The sequence below is a fragment of the Pseudomonas sp. IAC-BECa141 genome, assembly GCF_020544405.1.
Classification (GTDB): domain Bacteria; phylum Pseudomonadota; class Gammaproteobacteria; order Pseudomonadales; family Pseudomonadaceae; genus Aquipseudomonas.
In genome coordinates this window covers 1,555,705-1,575,014 of sequence record NZ_CP065410.1, presented here as the reverse complement: position 1 = coordinate 1,575,014, position 19,310 = coordinate 1,555,705, and the positions used below count along the sequence as shown (strand labels likewise).

Sequence of the window (19,310 nt, the reverse complement as noted above, 5' to 3'; positions counted from 1 at the left end):
AGAACATTAAATGCCTGATTAACGGTTGCCATCGCCGGGGCCCTCGGCAACACTCTCGTCCCGATCAAGGAAGGAGTGGCCCGTGAGCCCTGTCGATATTTTCCGCATGTTGTCGCTGGCTGCCATCTGGGGCGCAAGCTTCCTGTTCATGCGCATCATCGCTCCCGCGATCGGTACGGTTCCGACCGGATTCTTCCGCGTTTCGATTGCCGCCGTCGGCCTGCTGGTGATCCTCGGTCTGATGCGCATCAGCTGGGATTTCAAAGGCAAACTCAAGACCGTGATGCTGCTGGGTGTTATCAACTCGGGCCTCCCGGCAACCATGTACTCCGTCGCCGCTCAGGTTCTGCCCGCCGGGTATTCGGCGATCTTCAACGCCACCACGCCATTGATGGGGGTGTTGATCGGCGGATTGTTCTTCAGTGAAAAACTCACGCTGGCCAAACTCGCCGGCGTGTTCCTCGGTCTGCTCGGGGTGGGCGTGCTGACCCGCGCCGGCCCGGTCGCGTTCGATCTGCACCTGCTGATGGGCGCGGTGGCCTGCCTGCTCGCAACGACCTGCTATGGCTTCGCCGGGTTCCTTGCCCGACGCTGGCTGGATCAGGCCGGCGGGCTCGACAGTCGTCTGTCGGCGCTGGGCAGCATGCTCGGTGCGACCCTGTTTCTGTTGCCGCTGTTCGGTTACAGCGTCATCACTGCGCCGCCGGTGAGCTGGGGTGGCTGGAATGTCTGGCTGTCGCTGCTGGGCCTGGGTCTGGGCTGCACGGCGTTTGCCTACATCATTTACTTCCGCCTGCTGAGTTCCATCGGGCCGGTGAAGTCGATGACCGTGACCTTCATGATTCCGCCGTTCGGCGTGTTGTGGGGGGCGCTGTTTCTCGATGAACCGCTGTCGATGGCCCACGTGTATGGCGGGGTGTTGATCGCGGTTGCGCTGTGGCTGGTGTTGAAACCCGCGGCGGTGAAGTCGGCAGAAATCGCCACCCGCTGATTGGCAGACGCACAAAGGCCCGGAAGTTTCCTCCCGGGCCTTTTTCATGCGTGGCGGTTAAGCCGATTTACGGAACACGAACACCAGACCGACGATGATCAACAGCATCCCCAGTACGCTTAACGCGGCCAGGCGATTACCGAAAATCAGGTAATCCATCACCGCCGTCACGGCCGGCACCAGATAGAACAGACTGGTGACATTCACCAGATTGCCCCGGGCGATCAGCCGGTACAGCAGCAACGTCGCCAGCACGGACACCACCAGTCCCATCCACAACACCGGCACGATGAAACCGGCGCTGTGCTCGAAGTGAAATGGCTGGAACGGCACGAATATCCCGCACAGCAGCAGACCGGCCAGGTACTGCACCGGCAGCGTACCGAGGGGATTGTCGGTGATGCGTTTCTGCATGATCGAGCCGAAGGTCATGCTTGCCAGCGCGAGCAGACCGAACAGCATCCCCGCCAGCGACATGCCGGCCAGGCCGATGCCTTGATAAACCACCATGATCAGACCGGCCAATCCCAGTGCCAGACCGAACATCCGGCTCACCGAGCGCTGCCGCTCCATGATCACCACCGTTAGGATCGGCTGCACGCCCATGATGGTCGCCATCACGCCGGGGGTGACCTTCAGGTCCAGCGCCAGCAAATAGAAGATCTGATAGGCACCCAACAGCACCACGCCGGTGGCCATCGCGTACAGCATCGGCTTGCCGCCCTTGGGCAACTTCAACTTGAGCAACGGCACCAACAGCACCAGTCCGCACAGCGCAATCACAAAACGCATCAGCAGAAAGGCAAACGGTGAAGCGTGAGCCAGGCCCCATTTGGAGAAGATCGCCCCGCTGCTCCACAGCAGAACGAACAGGCTCGTGGACGCGGCCGCGAGCGCGGACTTTTTCGAAAGGACAAACATGAATACCACCTGTAGTCAGGCAAATAGCCAACTCAGCCGAAGCTGAAATTCAGTAGGTTTTTTCAGGCGGGCACAGGGGTCAGCAGAAAACGCCGATCAGCCCGAAACACCAACGCCCGGCGCTGATACGACTGCGCACACCGGCGTGCTACTGACAGGTGGAGGGTAATGACTGATCTGCACAGGCTGCTGATTCCCGCACGGCACGACGCCAGCGTTGACCGCTGAATCGACTACCGCGTTGATGGGGGATGCAGGCATCTGGGCTGATCTTTTTTGGAGGGTTGGACAGTGAGTCGTGCGACTCACGAGCGCCGACTATAACCAGCCCGCGACATGGATTGCAACGTTTTGGGCAAAGGGCCTCCAGCGACGGGTGGACGAGAGCTGAATAGTCTGTCGAGCAACGGCTACACCCACTGATGGGGAGACATGGAATGCTCGAAATCATATGCCAAGGGAACGCAATCATCTGCGGTATCAGTTGTATAAATCGCAAGCCAGGAAGCTTGCCCGTCTTGCCACGACTCAACTCCAGACTGACCTGGAGATGGCTGGCCCCACAACACTTGACCTTTCGAAAATACGTTTCGAACCCATCGACTCGTTGGCGCTGAGTGCTTTCGAGTGTTGGAAGAGCCCGCATTTTTCATGGGAAGAAGTCATTGGATGGAAATCGCGCGAACCTCTCGCTCTCGACATCGCGATCTGGTTTGAATCCGAACTGTGCGGACTTTGCTTTGCCAACCCGAATAAAAGTCGGCAACGCATTCGAATCGTACGACTGGAGGGGCGACCCACAGAAACTCATCCATTGAAGAACCGTGTTGCACCGTTATCCGTTCTGGTTATAGAGCAATACGCCCGCATCATTGGAGGCAGCTTGATCGAGGTTCAAGAACCATTCCAGGGAGCAATACCAATTTACGAACAACTCGGCTTTGGTTTGGATAACGAGGGCCGTCTTGTCAAAACAGTAGGGAGCCTAGTATTGTGAAAAACGCTCAAATATTGATCAACCAAGGTGGGAACATGCGCAAAGAAATAAAAAAGTCCCCCAGAAAGAAAAAAGCGCATGCATTGAGGGAGGATTCTAATCTGACGGGGCTGACAGCCAGTCAAAGGCGGCTCTTACAGATCATTGCAACCGGCACAGCCATCGATGAACCAAGCTTGCTGGCGGGCCGTCCCTGATTCAGAAAAAATAAAAAACCGCTCACAAGGAGCGGTTTCATGTTTTCAAATCCAGCCTCAACCAAACAGCCAATACCCCAGCAACGTCAGCACCACCACCGCCAGCACCGGCCGCATCACGCGGTAGGCCTTTGGATTGCGGCGTTTCCACTGTTTGACCTTACCGCTGAACTTGTCGCTGAAGTTCTTGCTCCACGCGTAAGCCTGATTGATCCCGCCGACGCGCTCGTCGTCGAGGTTCTGCGGTGCCGTGGCACGGCCCAGCCAGGCGCTGATGAAGCGGTTGATGCGGGTCATGAGACGATTGCTCAGCGGACGTTCGATGTCGCAGAACAGGATCACCCGGGTCTGTTCGGTTTCGTTCTTGACCCAGTGCACGTAGGTTTCGTCGAACATCACGTCTTCACCGTCGCGCCAGGCGTAGACCTGACCGTCGACAAAAATCCGGCAATCGTCGGAGTTCGGCGTCGACAGGCCCAGGTGATAACGCAGGGAACCGGCGAACGGATCGCGGTGCGGGTTCAAATGACTGCCCCCCGGCAACAACGCAAACATCGCGCCTTTGACGTTGGGGATGGCACTGACCAGCGCCACGGTTTTCGGGCACAGGGTTTCGGCCGATGGCAGCGGTTTGTCGTACCACTTGAGGTAGAAACGCTTCCAGCCCTTCTTGAAGAACGAACCAAAACCGGCATCGTTGTTCTTCTCGGCGGCGCGAATATAGCCCTCGTCGAACAAGTGCATGGCCTCGTCGCGAATGGTCTCCCAGTTATCGCGCAACACGTCCAGTTCCGGAAACTTGCTGCGATCCAGATACGGTTTGGATGGCACGCCCGAGAACAGGTACATCAAGGCGTTGTAGGGTGCGAACAGCGCCGAATGGTTGACGAACTGACGCAGCACCGGCAAACGCGCCTTGCCGCGCAAATGCACGTAGAGGATGCTGCCCACAAACAGCAGCAACACCGACACCTTGGCGGCTAACGAAAAGGTCATCAACAACTCCTTGAAATAAGACAACGCCACGCCATGTCATTTGCCCGAGATGGCGGCCGGCCATGATAAACACTACCGGCTCCGGGAAAAACCCGCCCGACCCAAGATTCAGTGTTAAGAATTGCGCAACAAAGCATTTCTTAACATAACAATCCTGAACCCTGGCTGACCTGAATCAACGCGCCACTTACTGCTGGTTTTCCTGATCGGTGAACAGATCACTGAACAACATGCTCGACAGATAGCGTTCACCGGAATCGGGCAGCACCACGACAATGGTCTTGCCCTGCATTTCCGGGGTTTCCGCCAGGCGCACCGCCACCGACATGGCCGCACCGCAGGAAATCCCGCACAGGATCCCCTCTTCCTGCATCAGGCGCAGGGCCATGGCCTTGGACTCCTCATCGGTCACCAGCTCGACCCGGTCAACCATCGACAGATCAAGGTTCTTCGGCACAAAGCCGGCACCGATGCCCTGAATCTTGTGTGGGCTCGGCTTGATTTCTTCGCCTGCCAGCGCCTGGGTGATCACCGGAGAAGACACCGGTTCCACTGCCACCGACAGAATCGGTTTGCCCGCCGTATTCTTGATATACCGCGACACACCAGTAATGGTTCCGCCGGTACCGACGCCCGCCACCAGCACATCAACGGCGCCATCGGTGTCGTTCCAGATTTCCGGGCCGGTGGTTTTTTCGTGGATGGCCGGGTTGGCCGGGTTGTCGAACTGGGCCGGCATGAAATATTTGCCCGCATCGCTGGCAACGATCTCCGCGGCCTTTTCGATGGCACCCTTCATGCCCTTGGCGGGCTCGGTCAACACCAGCTCGGCGCCCAGCGCCTTGAGCACCTTGCGTCGCTCGATGCTCATCGAGGCCGGCATGGTCAGCAGCAATTTGTAACCACGAGCGGCAGCCACGAAAGCCAGACCGATGCCGGTATTGCCGGAGGTCGGCTCGACGATGGTCATGCCCGGCTTGAGTTTGCCGCTGCTTTCGGCGTCCCAGATCATGTTGGCGCCGATCCGGCACTTGACCGAGTAGCCCGGGTTGCGACCTTCGATCTTGGCCAGAATGGTCACGCCACGGGGCGCGATGCGGTTGATCTGCACCAGCGGCGTGTTACCGATGGAATGGGCGTTGTCAGCAAAAATACGGCTCATGGCTGGGTCCTTGTGCAGCGTTGAATTCAGCGCTCCAAGGTAAGCCTGTTGCCCTTCTCAGTCCAGTCGGGCCGAACGTCTGCGGCAAGCGGCAGTCAATCGCTTTACACCGTTCGGAATTTGCTGCCATGAAGCGTCGCTACCGTTGGCCATTGTGGATTTTCGCCACTCTCGTTGTATTACTGGTCGCCCTGCACATCGCCCTGCCCTACCTCGTGCGTGATTACTTGAATGACAAACTGGCCAACATGGGCGACTACCGCGGCCAGATCACCGACGTCGACCTGGCGCTCTGGCGCGGCGCGTACAAGATCAATGGCCTGAAAATCGTCAAGGCCGACGGCAAGGTACCGGTGCCATTCGTCGATGCGCCGGTTATCGACCTGTCTGTCAGTTGGCACTCGCTTTGGTATGACCATGCTGTCGTGGCGCAGGTGAAATTCTTCAAACCTCAGGTGAACTTCGTTGATGGCGGCGCCAACAAGCAGAGCTCCCAGACCGGTCAAGGCACCGACTGGCGCGAGCAGTTGAGCAAATTGCTGCCGATCACCCTCGACGAGGTGCAGATCAACGATGGCCGTATCAGCTTTCGCAACTTCAACTCCAAACCACCGGTAAACATGAATGCGACCAATGTCGACGCCAGCATTTACAACCTGACCAACGTGGTCGACAAGGAAGGCAAGCGTGACGCTAGCTTCGAAGGCAAAGCCCTGCTGTTGGGCCATGCGCCGCTGGAAACCAGCGCCACCTTCGACCCGTTGAGCAACTTCGAAGACTTCGAATTTCGCCTGCGGGCCCGGGACATCGAACTCAAGCGCATGAACGACTTCGCCTCGGCCTACGGCAAATTCGACTTCAACGCCGGCCACGGCGACGTGGTCATCGAAGCCGCCGCCACCAACGGCCAACTCAAGGGCTACATCAAACCGCTGCTGCGCGACGTCGACGTATTCAACTGGCAGCAGGATGTCGAGAACAAGAACAAGGGGATCTTCCGCTCAATCTGGGAAGCACTGGTCGGTGGCACCGAAACCGTGCTGAAAAACCAGGGCAAGAACCAGTTCGCCACCCGGGTCGAACTCAGCGGCAGCGTGCACCAGCAAGATATCAGCGCATTCGAAGCGTTTTTGCAGATTTTGCGCAATGGATTCATCCAGGCGTTCAATGCGCGGTATGAACGGCCGAAGCCGGATGCGGGTTAGCGCACTTGTTCAACTGGCCCTCGGCTGAAACCGAGTCAACATGTGACGCCCCATTCAGAGACTGAATAAGCCGTCTGCGTTCACAGTTGACCGGGCCGCGCGTTATAGTCGGGCATCCGATTATTTCGCCCCCGCCCTGCCCGCTCAGGTCGGCGTTACCGTTCGAGGATTAGCAGATGAAGTTCGAAGGCACCCAGGCCTACGTCGCCACCGATGACCTGAAGCTGGCGGTCAACGCCGCCATCACCCTGGAGCGGCCGCTGCTGGTCAAGGGCGAACCGGGCACCGGCAAGACCATGCTCGCCGAGCAACTGGCCGAATCGTTCGGCGCCAAGCTGATCACCTGGCACATCAAATCCACCACCAAGGCCCATCAGGGTCTGTACGAGTACGATGCGGTCAGCCGTCTGCGCGACTCGCAACTGGGCAATGAAAAAGTCCACGACGTGCGCAACTACCTGAAGAAGGGCAAGCTTTGGGAAGCGTTCGAGTCCGAAGAACGCGTCATTCTGCTGATCGACGAAATCGACAAGGCCGACATCGAGTTCCCCAACGACCTGCTGCAAGAACTCGACAAGATGGAGTTCTACGTTTACGAGATCGACGAGACCATCAAAGCCAAGAAGCGTCCGATCATCATCATTACCTCCAACAACGAGAAAGAGCTGCCGGACGCGTTCCTGCGCCGCTGCTTCTTCCACTACATCGCCTTCCCCGACCGCACCACCCTGCAGAAAATCGTCGATGTTCACTACCCGGACATCAAGAAGGATCTGGTCAGCGAAGCGCTGGACGTGTTCTTCGACGTGCGCAAGGTGCCGGGCCTGAAGAAGAAGCCATCGACCTCCGAGCTGGTGGACTGGCTGAAACTGCTGATGGCCGACAACATCGGCGAAGCCGTGCTGCGCGAGCGCGATCCGACCAAAGCCATCCCGCCGCTGGCCGGTGCGCTGGTAAAGAACGAACAGGACGTGCAACTGCTTGAGCGCCTGGCGTTCATGAGCCGTCGCGGCACCCGCTAAGAGGCTGATGCCATGTTGCTCAACCTGTTCAATGAAATGCGTGCAGCCAAGGTGCCGGTGTCGGTGCGCGAGTTGCTCGACCTGATCAACGCGTTGAAACAGCGCGTGACCTTCGCTGACATGGACGAGTTCTACTACTTGTCCCGGGCGATCCTGGTGAAGGACGAACGGCATTTCGACAAGTTCGACCGCGCGTTCGGTGCCTACTTCAATGGCCTGGAAAAGCTCGACGATCACTTGCAGGCGCTGATCCCCGAAGACTGGCTGCGCAAGGAGTTCGAGCGCTCGCTGACCGACGAGGAACGCGCGCAGATCCAGTCCCTCGGCGGTCTGGACAAGCTGATCGAAGAGTTCAAGAAACGCCTGGAAGAACAGAAGGAGCGCCACGCCGGCGGCAACAAATGGATCGGCACCGGCGGCACCAGTCCGTTCGGCTCCGGCGGTTTCAACCCGGAAGGCATCCGGGTCGGCGATGCCGGCAAGCGCCAGGGCAAAGCGGTGAAAGTCTGGGATCAACGCGAGTACAAAAACCTCGACGACTCTGTGGAGCTGGGTACCCGCAACATCAAGGTCGCCCTGCGCCGCCTGCGCAAATTCGCTCGCCAGGGCGCAGCGGAAGAGCTGGATATCGACGGCACCATCGACCACACCGCCAAGGACGCCGGCCTGCTGAACATCCAGATGCGCCCGGAACGGCGCAACACGGTGAAGCTGTTGCTGCTGTTCGACATCGGCGGTTCGATGGACGCCCACGTGAAGATCTGCGAGGAACTGTTCTCGGCCTGCAAGACCGAGTTCAAGCACCTGGAGTATTTCTACTTCCACAACTTCATTTATGAATCGGTCTGGAAGAACAACATGCGCCGCACCTCCGAGCGCACGTCGACCCAGGATCTGCTGCACAAGTACGGTGCCGACTACAAAGTGATCTTCATCGGTGACGCCGCGATGGCACCCTATGAAATCACCCAGGCCGGCGGCAGCGTCGAGCACTGGAACGAAGAGCCGGGTTACGTGTGGATGCAGCGCTTCATGGAGAAGTACAAGAAGCTCATCTGGATCAATCCTTATCCGAAAGATACGTGGGGCTACACATCGTCGACCAATATCGTTCGGGACTTGATCGAGGATCAGATGTATCCGCTGACGTTGCGCGGTCTGGAAGAAGGGATGCGGTTTTTGTCCAAATAATCGGCTGCCTGCACTGACGCTATCGCGGGCAAGCCCGCTCCCACAGGTATCGGTGGTGTACATGAATTTCGTGTACATCTCGAACACTGTGGGAGGGGCTTGCTCCGGGCGGCGTTCCGACGATGCTTTCAGCGATCGATAAAGCGCTTCAGATACCCGACGTGTTCCCGATGTGCCACTTCCTGCACCACCGGGCGCAACCTGACCTTCGCTCCCGGCAGACACTGTGCCAGACGCGCCAGTGCCAACGGCGTCAACGCGCCCAGTCGCGGATAACCGCCAATGGTCTGCCGGTCATTGAGCAACACGATCGGCTGCCCATCCGGCGGCACTTGCACCGCGCCCAGCGGAATGCCCTCGGAAATCATCGGCTTGCCCTGATACTGCAACGCCGTCCCCAACAGGCGAATGCCCATGCGATCGGCGCGACTGTCCAGCGTCCAGGCCTTGTTGAATGCATCGAACAGGCTCTGCCCGCTGAACTGACCGATCTGCGCGCCGAGTACCAGATCGAGCGGCGCGTCGAGGCGCAGGTCCGGTAGATGCTGTGCCGGAACCTCACGCATCAATAGGGTTTCGCCCTGATAACTCAGCGAGGCGCCCTTGGCCAATGGCAAGCCGAAACCATCGAGACCACCCAGTTCCTCACGGACCACCGTGGCACTGCTACCCAGCACTTTCGGCGCACTGAAACCGCCGGGCGCCGCCAGATAGGCCCGCGCGCCCAGCAACGGCTGGGTGAACTTCAAGGTCTGCCCTTTGCGCAGTTTGAAACTGCGCCACGGCGCCAACGCCTCACCGTCGATCTGCGCGCCAAGATCGGCACCCGCCAATGCCAGCAGGCAATCTTCTTCAGCCACCACCGTAAAACCGCCGAGGGTGATTTCGATCACCGGCAAATCCAGCCCGTTGCCCAGCAGCCAGTTGGCCCAGGCCATCGACCGCCAGTCCGCCGCGCCGCCCTGGGTCACGCCCAGATGGCGCACGCCAAACCGCCCGGCGTCCTGTAACAGGCACAGCGGCGTACTCGCCTCAATTGTCAGTCGGCTCATGCCAAGGCCTCCAGAGGCGTGTCGTCACCGCCAAGACGGATGAATTCGGCGTGGCTCACTGCTTCGAAACGCACGGTATCGCCGGGCTGCATCAGGCTGTAGCCATCGCGCTCACGGTCGAACAGTTTTGCCGGTGTGCGACCGATCAGGTTCCAGCCACCGGGTGACACCACCGGATACGCCGCTGTCTGCCGTTCGGCAATGCCGACGCTGCCGGCGGCGACTTTCTTGCGTGGGGTGTTCAGACGCGGTGCCGCGAGGACTTCTTCCACCAGCCCCATAAAGGCAAACCCCGGTGCAAAACCGAGCGCGAACACCTGATATTCCCGAGCACTGTGACGGCGAATCACTTCTTCCACCGACAAACCGCTGCGTTGCGACAGCAAGCTCAGTTCCGGGCCGACACTCAGGTCGTACCAGACCGGCAGCACATGACGCTGGCCGCCGGTGCGCGCATCCGGCGACAGGTCGATCAAGGCTTCGGCAATCAACTCCCGAGCCTGATTCGGATTCAATCCGGTCAGGTCGTAATGCACCATCAACGTGGTGTACGAGGGCACCAGATCGATCAGTTTTTCGCCGAACACTGTGCGTAAGCGCTCACTGGCGGCGAGCATCCACGGCATGTTGGTTTCGGCGATTTCATCGAACAGGCGCAGCATCAGGCAATCCAGCGCCACCACTTCCACCCGCGGATTCATGGCGCGCTCTGCTCGTTCAGGGCCTGACGAATGCGTTGCACGGCGGCCACTGAACTGGCGTTGTCACCGTGGACGCACAACGTGTTGGCTTGCAGGTGCAGCGCGCTGCCGTCGCTGGCGGTGAGGTTGTCGCCACGGGCGATGGTCAGCGCTTGCCCGATGATGGTTTCGGAATCGTGGTGCACCGCACCCGGCAGCTGCCGCGAGACCAGTCGGCCGGCGCTGTCGTAGGCGCGGTCGGCGAAGGCTTCGAACCACAGGGTCACGCCGTATTCATCGCCGAGCTGTTGCGCGGCCGTGTTGTCGCGGGTGGCCATCAGCATCAGCGGCAAGCTGCGGTCGTAAGCCGCGACAGCCTGAATCACCGCTCGCAACTGCGCCGGGTTGGCCATCATGTCGTTGTACATCGCGCCGTGGGGTTTGACGTAACTGACTTTGCCACCCTGGGCGCGGCAAATGCCGTCCAGGGCCCCGATCTGGTAATGCAGGATGTCTTGCAGTTCCTGGGCGGTGTAGGCCATGGAACGTCGGCCGAACCCCACCAGATCCTGATAGGCCGGATGCGCGCCGATCTGCACGCCATGGCTCAGGGCCAGGCTGACGGTCTTGCGCATGATGCCCGGATCGCCGGCGTGGAAACCGCAGGCAATGTTGGCGCAATCGATGAAGGGCATGACCTCCGCGTCCAGACCCATGGTCCAGCTGCCGAAGCTCTCGCCGATGTCACAGTTCAATAGCAGGCGGCTCACGGTGAACACTCCTGTAGTTCTTTTCTTTTTTTGCCGTGGGACAGACAGTGCCCCGCAGGTTATCAGTTACTGCGCGTCCAGTTGTTTGCCACGGGTTTCCGGCAGGCTCAACGCCGCGAGAATCACCACGCCGTAGGACACCGCCGCAAAGGCACCGATGCCTACGCTCAGCGGCACTTTCTGGCTGAGCAAGCCGATCAGCAGCGGGAACAATGCCGCCAGCGCCCGGCCGATGTTGTAGCAGAAGCCCTGCCCCGACCCGCGAATCCGGGTTGGAAACAGCTCGGTGAGAAACGCGCCCATGCCACTGAAAATCCCCGAGGCGAAGAAGCCCAGAGGGAAGCCCAGCCACAACATCACGCCGTTGCTGACCGGCAATTGGGTGTAGAGCAGAACGATGGTGAACGAGCCGACCGCGAACAGGATGAAGTTCTTCTTGCGGCCCAACAGGTCGGTCAAATAGGCGCTGATCACATAGCCGGCGTAGGAACCGATGATCACCATCGCCAGATAACCGCCGGTGCCGAGTACGCTTAAGCCGCGTTCATTCTTCAGAAAAGTCGGCAGCCAGGAAGTGATTGCGTAGTAACCGCCGAGGGCGCCGGTGGTCAGCAGCGAGGCGCGGATCGTGGTGAAGAGAATGCCGGGGGCGAAGATCTCGTAGAACTTCGAAGGGCTTTCCGGGGTTTGTCTGGCCTTGGCTTCGCGGTAGATCTCCGGATCTTTCACCAGACGCCGGACGAAAATCACGAACACCGCCGGCACGATGCCGAGGATGAACAGTGCGCGCCAAGCGTCTTCCGGCGGCAACACCGAGAACAGCAGCGCATACAGAATTGCCGTCAGCCCCCAACCCAGCGCCCAGCCGGATTGCACCATACCGACCGCCTTGCCGCGGTCCTTGGCGCGAATCACTTCACCAATCAGCACCGCGCCGGCAGTCCATTCACCGCCGAAACCGAAGCCCATCAGAGTGCGGGCGATCAGCAGTTGCTCGTAGTTCTGGGCGAAACCGCAAAGGAAAGTGAAGAAGGCAAACCACAGCACCGTCAGTTGCAGAGTGCGCACGCGGCCGATGCGGTCGGAGAGAATCCCCGCCACCCAACCGCCGATGGCCGAGGCGATCAGCGTGCTGGTGTGAATCAACCCGGCCTCACCGGTGGTGATGCCCCACATCGCGATCAGGGTCGGCACCACGAAGCTGAGCATCTGGGTGTCCATGCCGTCCAGACCGTAGCCGATCTTGCAGCTCCAGAACGTCCGGCGCTCCTGCTGATTGATGTTGCGATACCAGTCGAACGGGCCGGGACGGGCCGTGGTCTTGGGGAGGTCGAGGGTGTCGGGCGCACTCATGGCATGTCTCCGCAGGCTTTTATTGGTCTTGTTCGAAGCTCCGACGACGCCTATCGTGGGAACCGGATGCGTCGATTCTTGGGTGCGTCACCCGGTCGCGTCCAACGAATAAAAACCCGCCCAAGACATAAGAAAAATTTGTTGCCATGAACCTGAAGTTTCTCGAAACCTTCGTCTGGGTCGCCCGGCTGAAAAGTTTTCGCCTGACCGCTGACAAGCTGTTCACCACCCAGGCCTCGATCTCCAGCCGGATCGCGGTGCTCGAAGGCGAGCTCGGGTGAAGCTGTTTGTGCGTGATTCACGCGGCGTCAGCCTGACGCCCGAAGGTTTGAAAGTGCTGGACTATGCCGAGCAGATGCTCGACACGATGCAGGCGCTGAAGCAGTCGATCGAGACCCGATCGAGCAAGGTCGGCCGGGTGCGCATCGGGGTGATGGACACGGTCATTCACACCTGGCTCAGCCCGCTGGTGGCGCAGATGACCGATCTGTACCCACGGGTGGAAATCGAGCTGGTGGCGGATACCTCGCTGAACCTCTGCGATCAGCTGCAAAAAGGCTTTCTCGATCTGATCCTGCAAACCGATCTGGTGCGCCATGAAAGCGTGCGCAGCCTGGAACTGGCCAGCCACCCCATCGGCTGGATCGTGGCCAGTAACTCGATCTACAACCGCGACTACCAAAGCCTCGCCGACCTGGCGCAGGAGCGGATCATCACCTACTCGAAAAACTCCCGGCCACATCAGGACATTCTGGCGCTGATGCAGGCCCAAGGCATGTTGGCGCCACGCTTGAACTGTGTGAATTCGGTGTCGGCGATCACCCGGCTGTTGCGCGACGGGTTCGGCATTGGCGCGTTGCCGCCGGTGCTGGTGGCCGAGGAACTGGCGCGGGGCGAACTGACCCTGCTCGACATCGAACAGCGCCCGCCGAATCTGCAGGTGGTGGTGTCGTGGCGGGTGGGCGTGGAATGGGTCGAGGAGATTGTGACGCTGTGTCAGCAGGTGTTGGGGGGGTACGCGCGCAAGGTCGGCACGGATTACATCGTTCTGAGTTGATCGTTCCCACGCGGACGTTTCGACGCCTCGACGCGGGAACGATCTTCATAAGGCTCAGAGCCCGCGCACATCCCGGTCTTCGATCGGCCGGCTCTGGCGCAGGCGCTTGCCGCCCAGCACCACCCAGTCGATCAGACGAAACAGGCATTCAAGGCCGAACGACAGCAGCAACGCGCCGCTCATGCCCCAGATCATCGCTTCCGGCGTCAGCAGGATCTGGTAGCTGTAGCCGTTCCAGGTTTCCTTGCGGATGTCCGGGTCGGCGGCCAGCACCACTTGCAGGAAGCGGATGTACCACGGGCCTTGCATCGCCTGGAATTGCTTGTCCAGCGCCAGCTGGCGATTGAGCAAAGTGCTCAGGCTGTCGGCATCGCTGCGAAACACCGGGTCTTCGCTGGCGCGATAGTGAGCGACCAGCGCCTGGATATCACCCTTGAAAAACTGCTCGGCGGTGCCCTGGAAACCGCGCAGACCGGTCTGCGCCTCGATCAGGTGCGCTTCGACCCGCTTGGCGTAATCGTTGATGAAGCCGGGCACCTGGACACCGATCAACAGGCCCGCCGCAAACAACACCAGCCGTAGATAACTGAGCAACATTCGGGGAAATCCTTATTCGGTCGTGCCCTGGCTGACGCATTCGCCGCGTCGCCACAGGCTCCATTGGCCCGGCTCATAGCGGGTCCAGGTTTCGTTTTCGGTCAAGGGTTCGGTGGCAATCACCGTGACCACGTCGTTGGGCGTGGTTTCGGCCTGGAAGTCGACAATCACATCGACGTCCTTGAGCCGCGCCGGGCCGAACGGTGCGCGACGGGTGATCTGTGCCAGTTTGGTCGAGCAATAGCAGAACAGCCAGTCGCCGTCGCTGAGCAGGCAGTTGAACACGCCTTTGCTGCGGTATTCGGCGCAGGCCGCGACCAGATCCGGCAGCAGCGCTTCGACATCGACCGGTTCCGGAAACGCTGCACGTACGCGGTTGAGCAAATCGCAGAACGCCGCTTCACTGTCGGTATCGCCGACCGGGCGGTAGAAACTCTTGATCGGGGAGAAATCGGCGAGCTGGCCGTTATGCGCGAAGCACCAGTTGCGCCCCCACAGTTCGCGGACGAACGGGTGGGTGTTGGACAGGCAGACCTTGCCGACGTTGGCCTGACGGATATGACCGATGACCACTTCGCTCTTGATCGGATAGCGCTGCACCAGATTGGCCACTTCCGATTCGCTGCTGGCCGCCGGGTCCTGGAACAGGCGCAAGCCGCGCCCTTCATAGAAACCGATACCCCAGCCGTCGCGGTGCGGGCCGGTGCGACCGCCGCGCTGCATCAGCCCGGTGAAGCTGAACACGATGTCGGTCGGCACGTTGGCACTCATGCCCAGTAATTCACACATGTGCGGACTCTCGTGATCACAGACGCGGCTCGACGCGCCGACGCTGCGGATTGCTCGGCAGCGGTGGGCGGCCATAACGATCATCGCCGGCGCCGCCGAACGGTTGATCGCCGTCACGCTCATCTTCGGCACGGGCGGCTGCGCGAGCGGCTTCGGCCTGCTCCTTGCGAGCGTTCGACGCGCGCTCGATCGGGAAGCGGATCAGCACGAAAATCAGGTACAGGCCGAACGCGATCATGGCGTACATGAGCAGTTCGGAAATCGCGCGCCAGGCGTTGTTGCCGACCTTGAACGCCAGATCCAGCACGGTGATGGCGATGGCCGGGGCGAATTTTTCCTTTACCGGGTCAATGATGGTCGGGCTGAACAGCAACACCGCCATCAATACACGCAGCGGCTCGCGCAACCAGCGCCACATCCAGCGGGTCATGCGCATCCACACCAGCAGGCAGCCCACGGCGGCAAAGGCGTAAAGGCCCCAGGCGATCAGATAGTCGTTCTCGGTCATGGTGTCCATGGCAAGGCAGGCAAAGAGGCGCTTATAGTAACGACTTTTCGCACGTCAGGCTTCCCCGCCGTCCGTGCGGCCCTTATTTGTCATGTCCGAGAGCTTTCCATGCCCGTATCCGCCAACGTCATCAGCGCCCCGATTGCCCACAAGGCTGCCGGTCACGACCCGTACGCCTGGCTGCAGGAACGCGACACCGACGCGGTGCTCGACTACCTCAAGGCTGAAAACGACTATCAACAGGCACAGACCGCCGATCAGGCAGAGTTGCGCGAAACCCTGTTCGAGGAGATCAAGGGCCGGATCCTTGAAACCGACCTGTCCCTGCCGTCGCCATGGGGCCCGTATCTGTATTACACCCGCACCACTGCAGGTGACGAATACGCCCGTCACTACCGTTGCCCACGCCCGGCCGACGACAGCCTGACCCTCGACGAAAGCCGCGAACAGCTGCTGCTCGACCCGAATGCACTGGCCAACGGCGGCTTTTTCTCCCTCGGCGCGTTCAGCATCAGCCCGGATCACCAGCGCCTGGCCTACAGCGTCGATGCCTCGGGCGACGAGATTTACACGCTGTTCGTGAAGGAATTGTCCAGCGAACGCGTCAGCGAACTGGAATTCCAGGACTGCGACGGCAGCATGACGTGGGCCAATGACAGCCTGACACTGTTTTTCGGTGTGCTCGACGATACCCATCGCCCGCACAAGCTGTTCCGCTATCGCCTCGACGGTACTGCCGCCGAAGAAGTGTTCCACGAACCGGACGGGCGTTTCTTCCTGCATTGCTACCGCGCCAGCTCCGAACAGCAATTGCTGCTGTCGCTTGGCAGCAAGACCACCAGCGAAGTCTGGGCGCTGGACGCCAATCAGCCGCACCAACCGTTCACTTGCCTGGCGCCACGGGTCGAGGATCACGAGTACGACGTCGACCACGGCAAACTCGATGGCGAATGGACCTGGTTCATCCGCACCAACCGAGACGGCATCAACTTCGCCCTGTATCAGGCGCCGGACACCGGCATCGCGCCGAGCGAAGCCGACTGGCAGAACCTGATCCCGCACAGCGATTCGGTGATGCTCGATGGCGTGACCCTCAATTCCGAAGCCCTGACCCTGAGCCTGCGCGAAGGTGGTCTGCCGATCATCGAAGTTCGCCCACACGGTCTGGCGCCTTATCGCGTGCAATTGCCGGACGCGGCCTACAGTCTCTACGTGCAAAACAGCCTGGAGTTCGAAAGCGACCGCATTCGCCTGCGCTATGAAGCGCTGAACCGTCCGGCTCAGGTTCGGCAACTGATTCTCGCCACCGGCGAACAGACCGTGCTCAAGGAAACCCCGGTGCTCGGTCCGTTCGACGCCGACGCCTACGTCAGCCAACGCCTGTGGGCCACTGCGCCGGACGGCACCCAGGTGCCGATCAGTGTGGTGATGAAACGGGAAATGGTCGGCAAAGCGGTGCCGCTGTACCTGTACGGGTACGGCGCCTACGGTTCGAGCCTCGATCCGTGGTTCTCCCACGCTCGCCTGAGCCTGCTGGATCGCGGCATGGCATTCGCCATCGCCCACGTGCGTGGCGGCGGCGAACTGGGCGAGGCCTGGTACCGCGCCGGCAAGCAGGAGCACAAGCACAACACCTTCAGCGACTTCATTGCCTGCGCCGAATTCCTGATCCTCAACGGCATCACCACCGCACCACAACTGGCGATCAGCGGCGGCAGCGCCGGAGGACTGCTGATCGGCGCGGTGCTCAACCAGCGTCCGGATCTGTTCGGCGTGGCGATTGCCGAAGTGCCGTTCGTCGATGTGCTCAACACCATGCTCGACCCGGATCTGCCGCTGACCGTCACTGAATACGACGAGTGGGGCAATCCCGAAGAGCCGGAGGTCTACGAGCGGATCAAGGCTTACGCGCCATACGAAAATGTCACCGCCCAGGCTTATCCCGCGACACTGGTGATCGCCGGTTACAACGACAGCCGCGTGCAGTACTGGGAAGCCGCCAAGTGGGTCGCGAAGCTGCGCGCAACCAAGACCGATGACAATCTGCTGCTGCTCAAGACCGAACTGGGCGCCGGCCACGGCGGGATGAGCGGGCGTTATCAGGGATTACGTGACGTAGCGCTCGAATACGCATTTGTTTTCAAGGTTCTGGGCATTGCCTGAGGAACTCCGCCGGTCACTTGGGTCTTAATTCCAGACCCCGGCGGTCGATACACCACAGATCCCATTGTGGGAGCGAGCTTGCTCCCACAACGATCCGTGTAGTGCCTGCAACCTGTGAAAACAAAAAGATTGTGACGACATGTCAGAACCCACTTTACTGAACAACGAAATCCGCGACTGGCTGATGGACTGCGGCCTGTTCGATCAATTGCAACTGGCGGATTTCGCCGCCGCGTCGGGCTACTTCAGCATCAGCACCGTGGCTGAAGGTGAAGCGATCTTTCGCGAAGGCGATGCCGGCAGTTTCATGTGCATCATCCACACCGGCCAGGTGGCCGTGCAGAAAACCGGCGGCGACGGCCAGGTCGTGACCATGGCTACCCTGCGCAGCGGCCGGGCGTTCGGCGAAATGGCCGTGCTCGACGGTGAGCGCCGTTCGGCGACTTGCGTCGCGGCGAGCAACTGTCAGTTGCTCAATCTCGGCAAGGATTCGCTGGAAAAAATGCTCAACGACGCGCCGAAGATTGCCGCCAAGATCATCCGCGCCCTCGCCGTTTCCCTGTCCAAACGCCTGCGCATGGCCGACGGACAACTCGCCGCCCAGCAGATCTAGCCTCCCGGGGATTTGGGTTTGCTGTCGGTCTGTTCCAGGCCCGGCAATGGCTGATCCTTGGTCGGCGGGCTGGGCATTTCGATCGGCACCAGCGGCGGGCCGCCACTGCCGGGGCCGGCCTTGGGAATCGGCACCGGGCTGATCTGCGGATACGGGGTTGGCGTCGCAGTACCGGGCGAGCCCGGTTGCGGTGTCGGGCTGACGGGAATCGTCTGTTGCGCCTGTACGGCAGTTATCGAGAGCGCGGCCAGGGTAATGGCCGTTAGAATGGTGCGCTTCATCAAGGGCTCCGTTGGCCTGAAGTCTGCCTTCAGGCTACTCCCAACGCGCCGGCTTGCCTTCCCCCCGTAGAGATTTCCATGAAACGTTTCGTTCTGCTCGACACCACGCCGATCCCTGACAATGGCGGCGCCCTGTGCCTGTTCGAGTATGGCGAGGACTTCGTCATCAAGATCCAGGGCGGCGACGGCGGCCAATTGATGAACACCCGCATGCACGGTTCCGAAGACGCGCTGGCCGAGATCCCGTGCCGCAAGGTCGCTGGTCGGCCGAACTCGCGGGTGCTGATCGGCGGCCTGGGCATGGGCTTCACCCTCGCCTGCGCACTCAAGCATCTGGGCAAGAGCGCCGAAGTGGTGGTCGCCGAGCTGGTGCCTGGCGTGGTCGAGTGGAACCGTGGCCCGCTCGGAGAAAAGTCCGGACGTCCGCTGCTCGATCCGCGCACGGTGATTCGTCAGGAAGACGTGGCCAAGGTGCTGCAAAGCGAGCCGAATGGCTTCGACGCGATCATGCTCGACGTCGACAACGGCCCCGAAGGCCTGACCCAGAAGGCCAACAGTTGGCTGTATTCCGCCGCCGGTCTTGCCGCTTGCGCCAAGGCCATGCGGCCCAAAGGCGTGCTCGCGGTGTGGTCGGCCAGCGCCGACCGGCAGTTTTCCGACAAATTGCGCAAGGCCGGTTTCAAGGCCGAGGAAGTGCAGGTCTTCGCCCACGGCAACAAAGGCACGCGCCACACGATCTGGATTGCCGAGAAGCTCAAGGGCTGA

General features: G+C 60.5%; 20 protein-coding genes and 1 pseudogene. 10 read left to right on the top strand and 11 right to left on the bottom strand.

Annotated elements, in window-relative coordinates; translation table 11 throughout:
* The first annotated feature begins 82 nt into the window (after positions 1-82).
* On the top strand, positions 83-991 hold the full coding sequence (locus tag I5961_RS07170) for a DMT family transporter (protein ID WP_085703801.1): 909 nt from the start codon (positions 83-85) through the stop codon (positions 989-991).
* A gap of 57 nt (positions 992-1,048) precedes the next feature.
* Here I5961_RS07170 and I5961_RS07165 read toward each other — a convergent pair whose 3' ends face one another.
* Positions 1,049-1,912 carry a DMT family transporter gene (locus I5961_RS07165; RefSeq protein WP_227234758.1) on the bottom strand — a complete coding sequence of 288 codons (864 nt, stop codon included), beginning with the start codon at positions 1,910-1,912 and terminating at the stop codon, positions 1,049-1,051.
* 451 nt (positions 1,913-2,363) lie between these two features.
* Here I5961_RS07165 and I5961_RS07160 point away from each other — a divergent pair, with 451 nt between their 5' ends.
* Both I5961_RS07160 and I5961_RS07155 read left to right on the top strand, forming a co-directional pair.
* On the top strand, positions 2,364-2,909 hold the full coding sequence (locus I5961_RS07160; protein ID WP_227234756.1) for a hypothetical protein: 546 nt from the start codon (positions 2,364-2,366) through the stop codon (positions 2,907-2,909).
* A complete protein-coding gene (locus I5961_RS07155) occupies positions 2,906-3,106 on the top strand; it encodes a hypothetical protein (protein ID WP_227234755.1) in 201 nt (66 codons plus the stop codon). Before I5961_RS07160 ends, I5961_RS07155 begins: the two co-directional genes overlap by 4 nt.
* A gap of 57 nt (positions 3,107-3,163) precedes the next feature.
* Here the strand turns inward: I5961_RS07155 and I5961_RS07150 are convergent, their stop codons facing one another.
* Together I5961_RS07150 and cysK are read right to left on the bottom strand one after the other, a co-directional pair.
* Positions 3,164-4,102 carry an aspartyl/asparaginyl beta-hydroxylase domain-containing protein gene (locus I5961_RS07150; protein WP_085700631.1) on the bottom strand — a complete coding sequence of 313 codons (939 nt, stop codon included), beginning with the start codon at positions 4,100-4,102 and terminating at the stop codon, positions 3,164-3,166.
* A 187-nt stretch (positions 4,103-4,289) separates the two neighbouring features.
* Positions 4,290-5,264, bottom strand: a complete 975-nt coding sequence (gene cysK, locus I5961_RS07145) for a cysteine synthase A (RefSeq protein ID WP_227234753.1) — start codon at positions 5,262-5,264, stop codon at positions 4,290-4,292.
* Positions 5,265-5,392: 128 nt separating this feature from the next.
* On the opposite strand from cysK, the gene I5961_RS07140 reads away from it, so the two are divergent.
* The 3 genes from I5961_RS07140 to I5961_RS07130 all read left to right on the top strand — a co-directional run bounded on the left by I5961_RS07140 (position 5,393) and on the right by I5961_RS07130 (position 8,682).
* Positions 5,393-6,469: a DUF748 domain-containing protein gene (locus tag I5961_RS07140; RefSeq protein ID WP_085703806.1), complete on the top strand. Its 1,077-nt coding sequence runs from the start codon at positions 5,393-5,395 to the stop codon at positions 6,467-6,469.
* 176 nt (positions 6,470-6,645) lie between these two features.
* On the top strand, positions 6,646-7,491 hold the full coding sequence (locus I5961_RS07135) for an AAA family ATPase (RefSeq protein WP_007911294.1): 846 nt from the start codon (positions 6,646-6,648) through the stop codon (positions 7,489-7,491).
* Positions 7,492-7,503: 12 nt separating this feature from the next.
* Entirely contained in the window at positions 7,504-8,682 is a 1,179-nt protein-coding gene (locus I5961_RS07130; protein WP_007956512.1) for a vWA domain-containing protein, read from the top strand.
* A 128-nt stretch (positions 8,683-8,810) separates the two neighbouring features.
* On the opposite strand, the gene I5961_RS07125 is transcribed toward I5961_RS07130, so the two are convergent.
* The 4 genes from I5961_RS07125 to I5961_RS07110 form a co-directional block, all read right to left on the bottom strand.
* Positions 8,811-9,734 (bottom strand): biotin-dependent carboxyltransferase family protein, encoded by a 924-nt coding sequence (locus I5961_RS07125; RefSeq protein WP_227234751.1) that lies wholly within the window; start codon positions 9,732-9,734, stop codon positions 8,811-8,813.
* Complete coding sequence (gene pxpB / locus I5961_RS07120; protein ID WP_227234749.1) at positions 9,731-10,435, bottom strand: 5-oxoprolinase subunit PxpB; 705 nt, start codon at positions 10,433-10,435, stop codon at positions 9,731-9,733. Before pxpB ends, I5961_RS07125 begins: the two co-directional genes overlap by 4 nt.
* Complete coding sequence (locus tag I5961_RS07115; protein WP_085605606.1) at positions 10,432-11,184, bottom strand: 5-oxoprolinase subunit PxpA; 753 nt, start codon at positions 11,182-11,184, stop codon at positions 10,432-10,434. Before I5961_RS07115 ends, pxpB begins: the two co-directional genes overlap by 4 nt.
* Positions 11,185-11,250: 66 nt before the next feature.
* Positions 11,251-12,537: an MFS transporter gene (locus tag I5961_RS07110; protein ID WP_085700626.1), complete on the bottom strand. Its 1,287-nt coding sequence runs from the start codon at positions 12,535-12,537 to the stop codon at positions 11,251-11,253.
* A 146-nt stretch (positions 12,538-12,683) separates the two neighbouring features.
* Here I5961_RS07110 and I5961_RS07105 point away from each other — a divergent pair.
* Positions 12,684-13,594 (top strand): annotated as a pseudogene (locus I5961_RS07105) (LysR family transcriptional regulator).
* A gap of 54 nt (positions 13,595-13,648) precedes the next feature.
* On the opposite strand, the gene I5961_RS07100 reads toward I5961_RS07105, so the two are convergent.
* From I5961_RS07100 to I5961_RS07090, 3 genes are read right to left on the bottom strand one after another with little or no spacing between them, the layout of a single operon-like run.
* The gene (locus tag I5961_RS07100) at positions 13,649-14,191 is read right to left on the bottom strand and encodes a DUF2937 family protein (protein WP_007956487.1); all 543 of its coding nucleotides are present in this window, start codon (positions 14,189-14,191) and stop codon (positions 13,649-13,651) included.
* A gap of 12 nt (positions 14,192-14,203) precedes the next feature.
* A complete protein-coding gene (locus I5961_RS07095; RefSeq protein ID WP_085700624.1) occupies positions 14,204-14,980 on the bottom strand; it encodes a class II glutamine amidotransferase in 777 nt (258 codons plus the stop codon).
* Between the two features lie 16 nt (positions 14,981-14,996).
* Positions 14,997-15,497: an MFS transporter gene (locus I5961_RS07090; protein ID WP_085700623.1), complete on the bottom strand. Its 501-nt coding sequence runs from the start codon at positions 15,495-15,497 to the stop codon at positions 14,997-14,999.
* Between the two features lie 99 nt (positions 15,498-15,596).
* Here I5961_RS07090 and I5961_RS07085 point away from each other — a divergent pair, with 99 nt between their 5' ends.
* The gene (locus I5961_RS07085) at positions 15,597-17,651 is read left to right on the top strand and encodes a S9 family peptidase (RefSeq protein WP_227234747.1); all 2,055 of its coding nucleotides are present in this window, start codon (positions 15,597-15,599) and stop codon (positions 17,649-17,651) included.
* Between the two features lie 139 nt (positions 17,652-17,790).
* Entirely contained in the window at positions 17,791-18,264 is a 474-nt protein-coding gene (locus I5961_RS07080; RefSeq protein ID WP_007956482.1) for a cyclic nucleotide-binding domain-containing protein, read from the top strand.
* Here I5961_RS07080 and I5961_RS07075 read toward each other — a convergent pair.
* Entirely contained in the window at positions 18,261-18,545 is a 285-nt protein-coding gene (locus I5961_RS07075) for a hypothetical protein (RefSeq protein WP_085700621.1), read from the bottom strand. The genes I5961_RS07080 and I5961_RS07075 overlap by 4 nt on opposite strands.
* A 78-nt stretch (positions 18,546-18,623) precedes the next feature.
* Between I5961_RS07075 and I5961_RS07070 the strand changes: the two genes are divergently transcribed.
* Entirely contained in the window at positions 18,624-19,310 is a 687-nt protein-coding gene (locus I5961_RS07070) for a hypothetical protein (RefSeq protein WP_085700620.1), read from the top strand.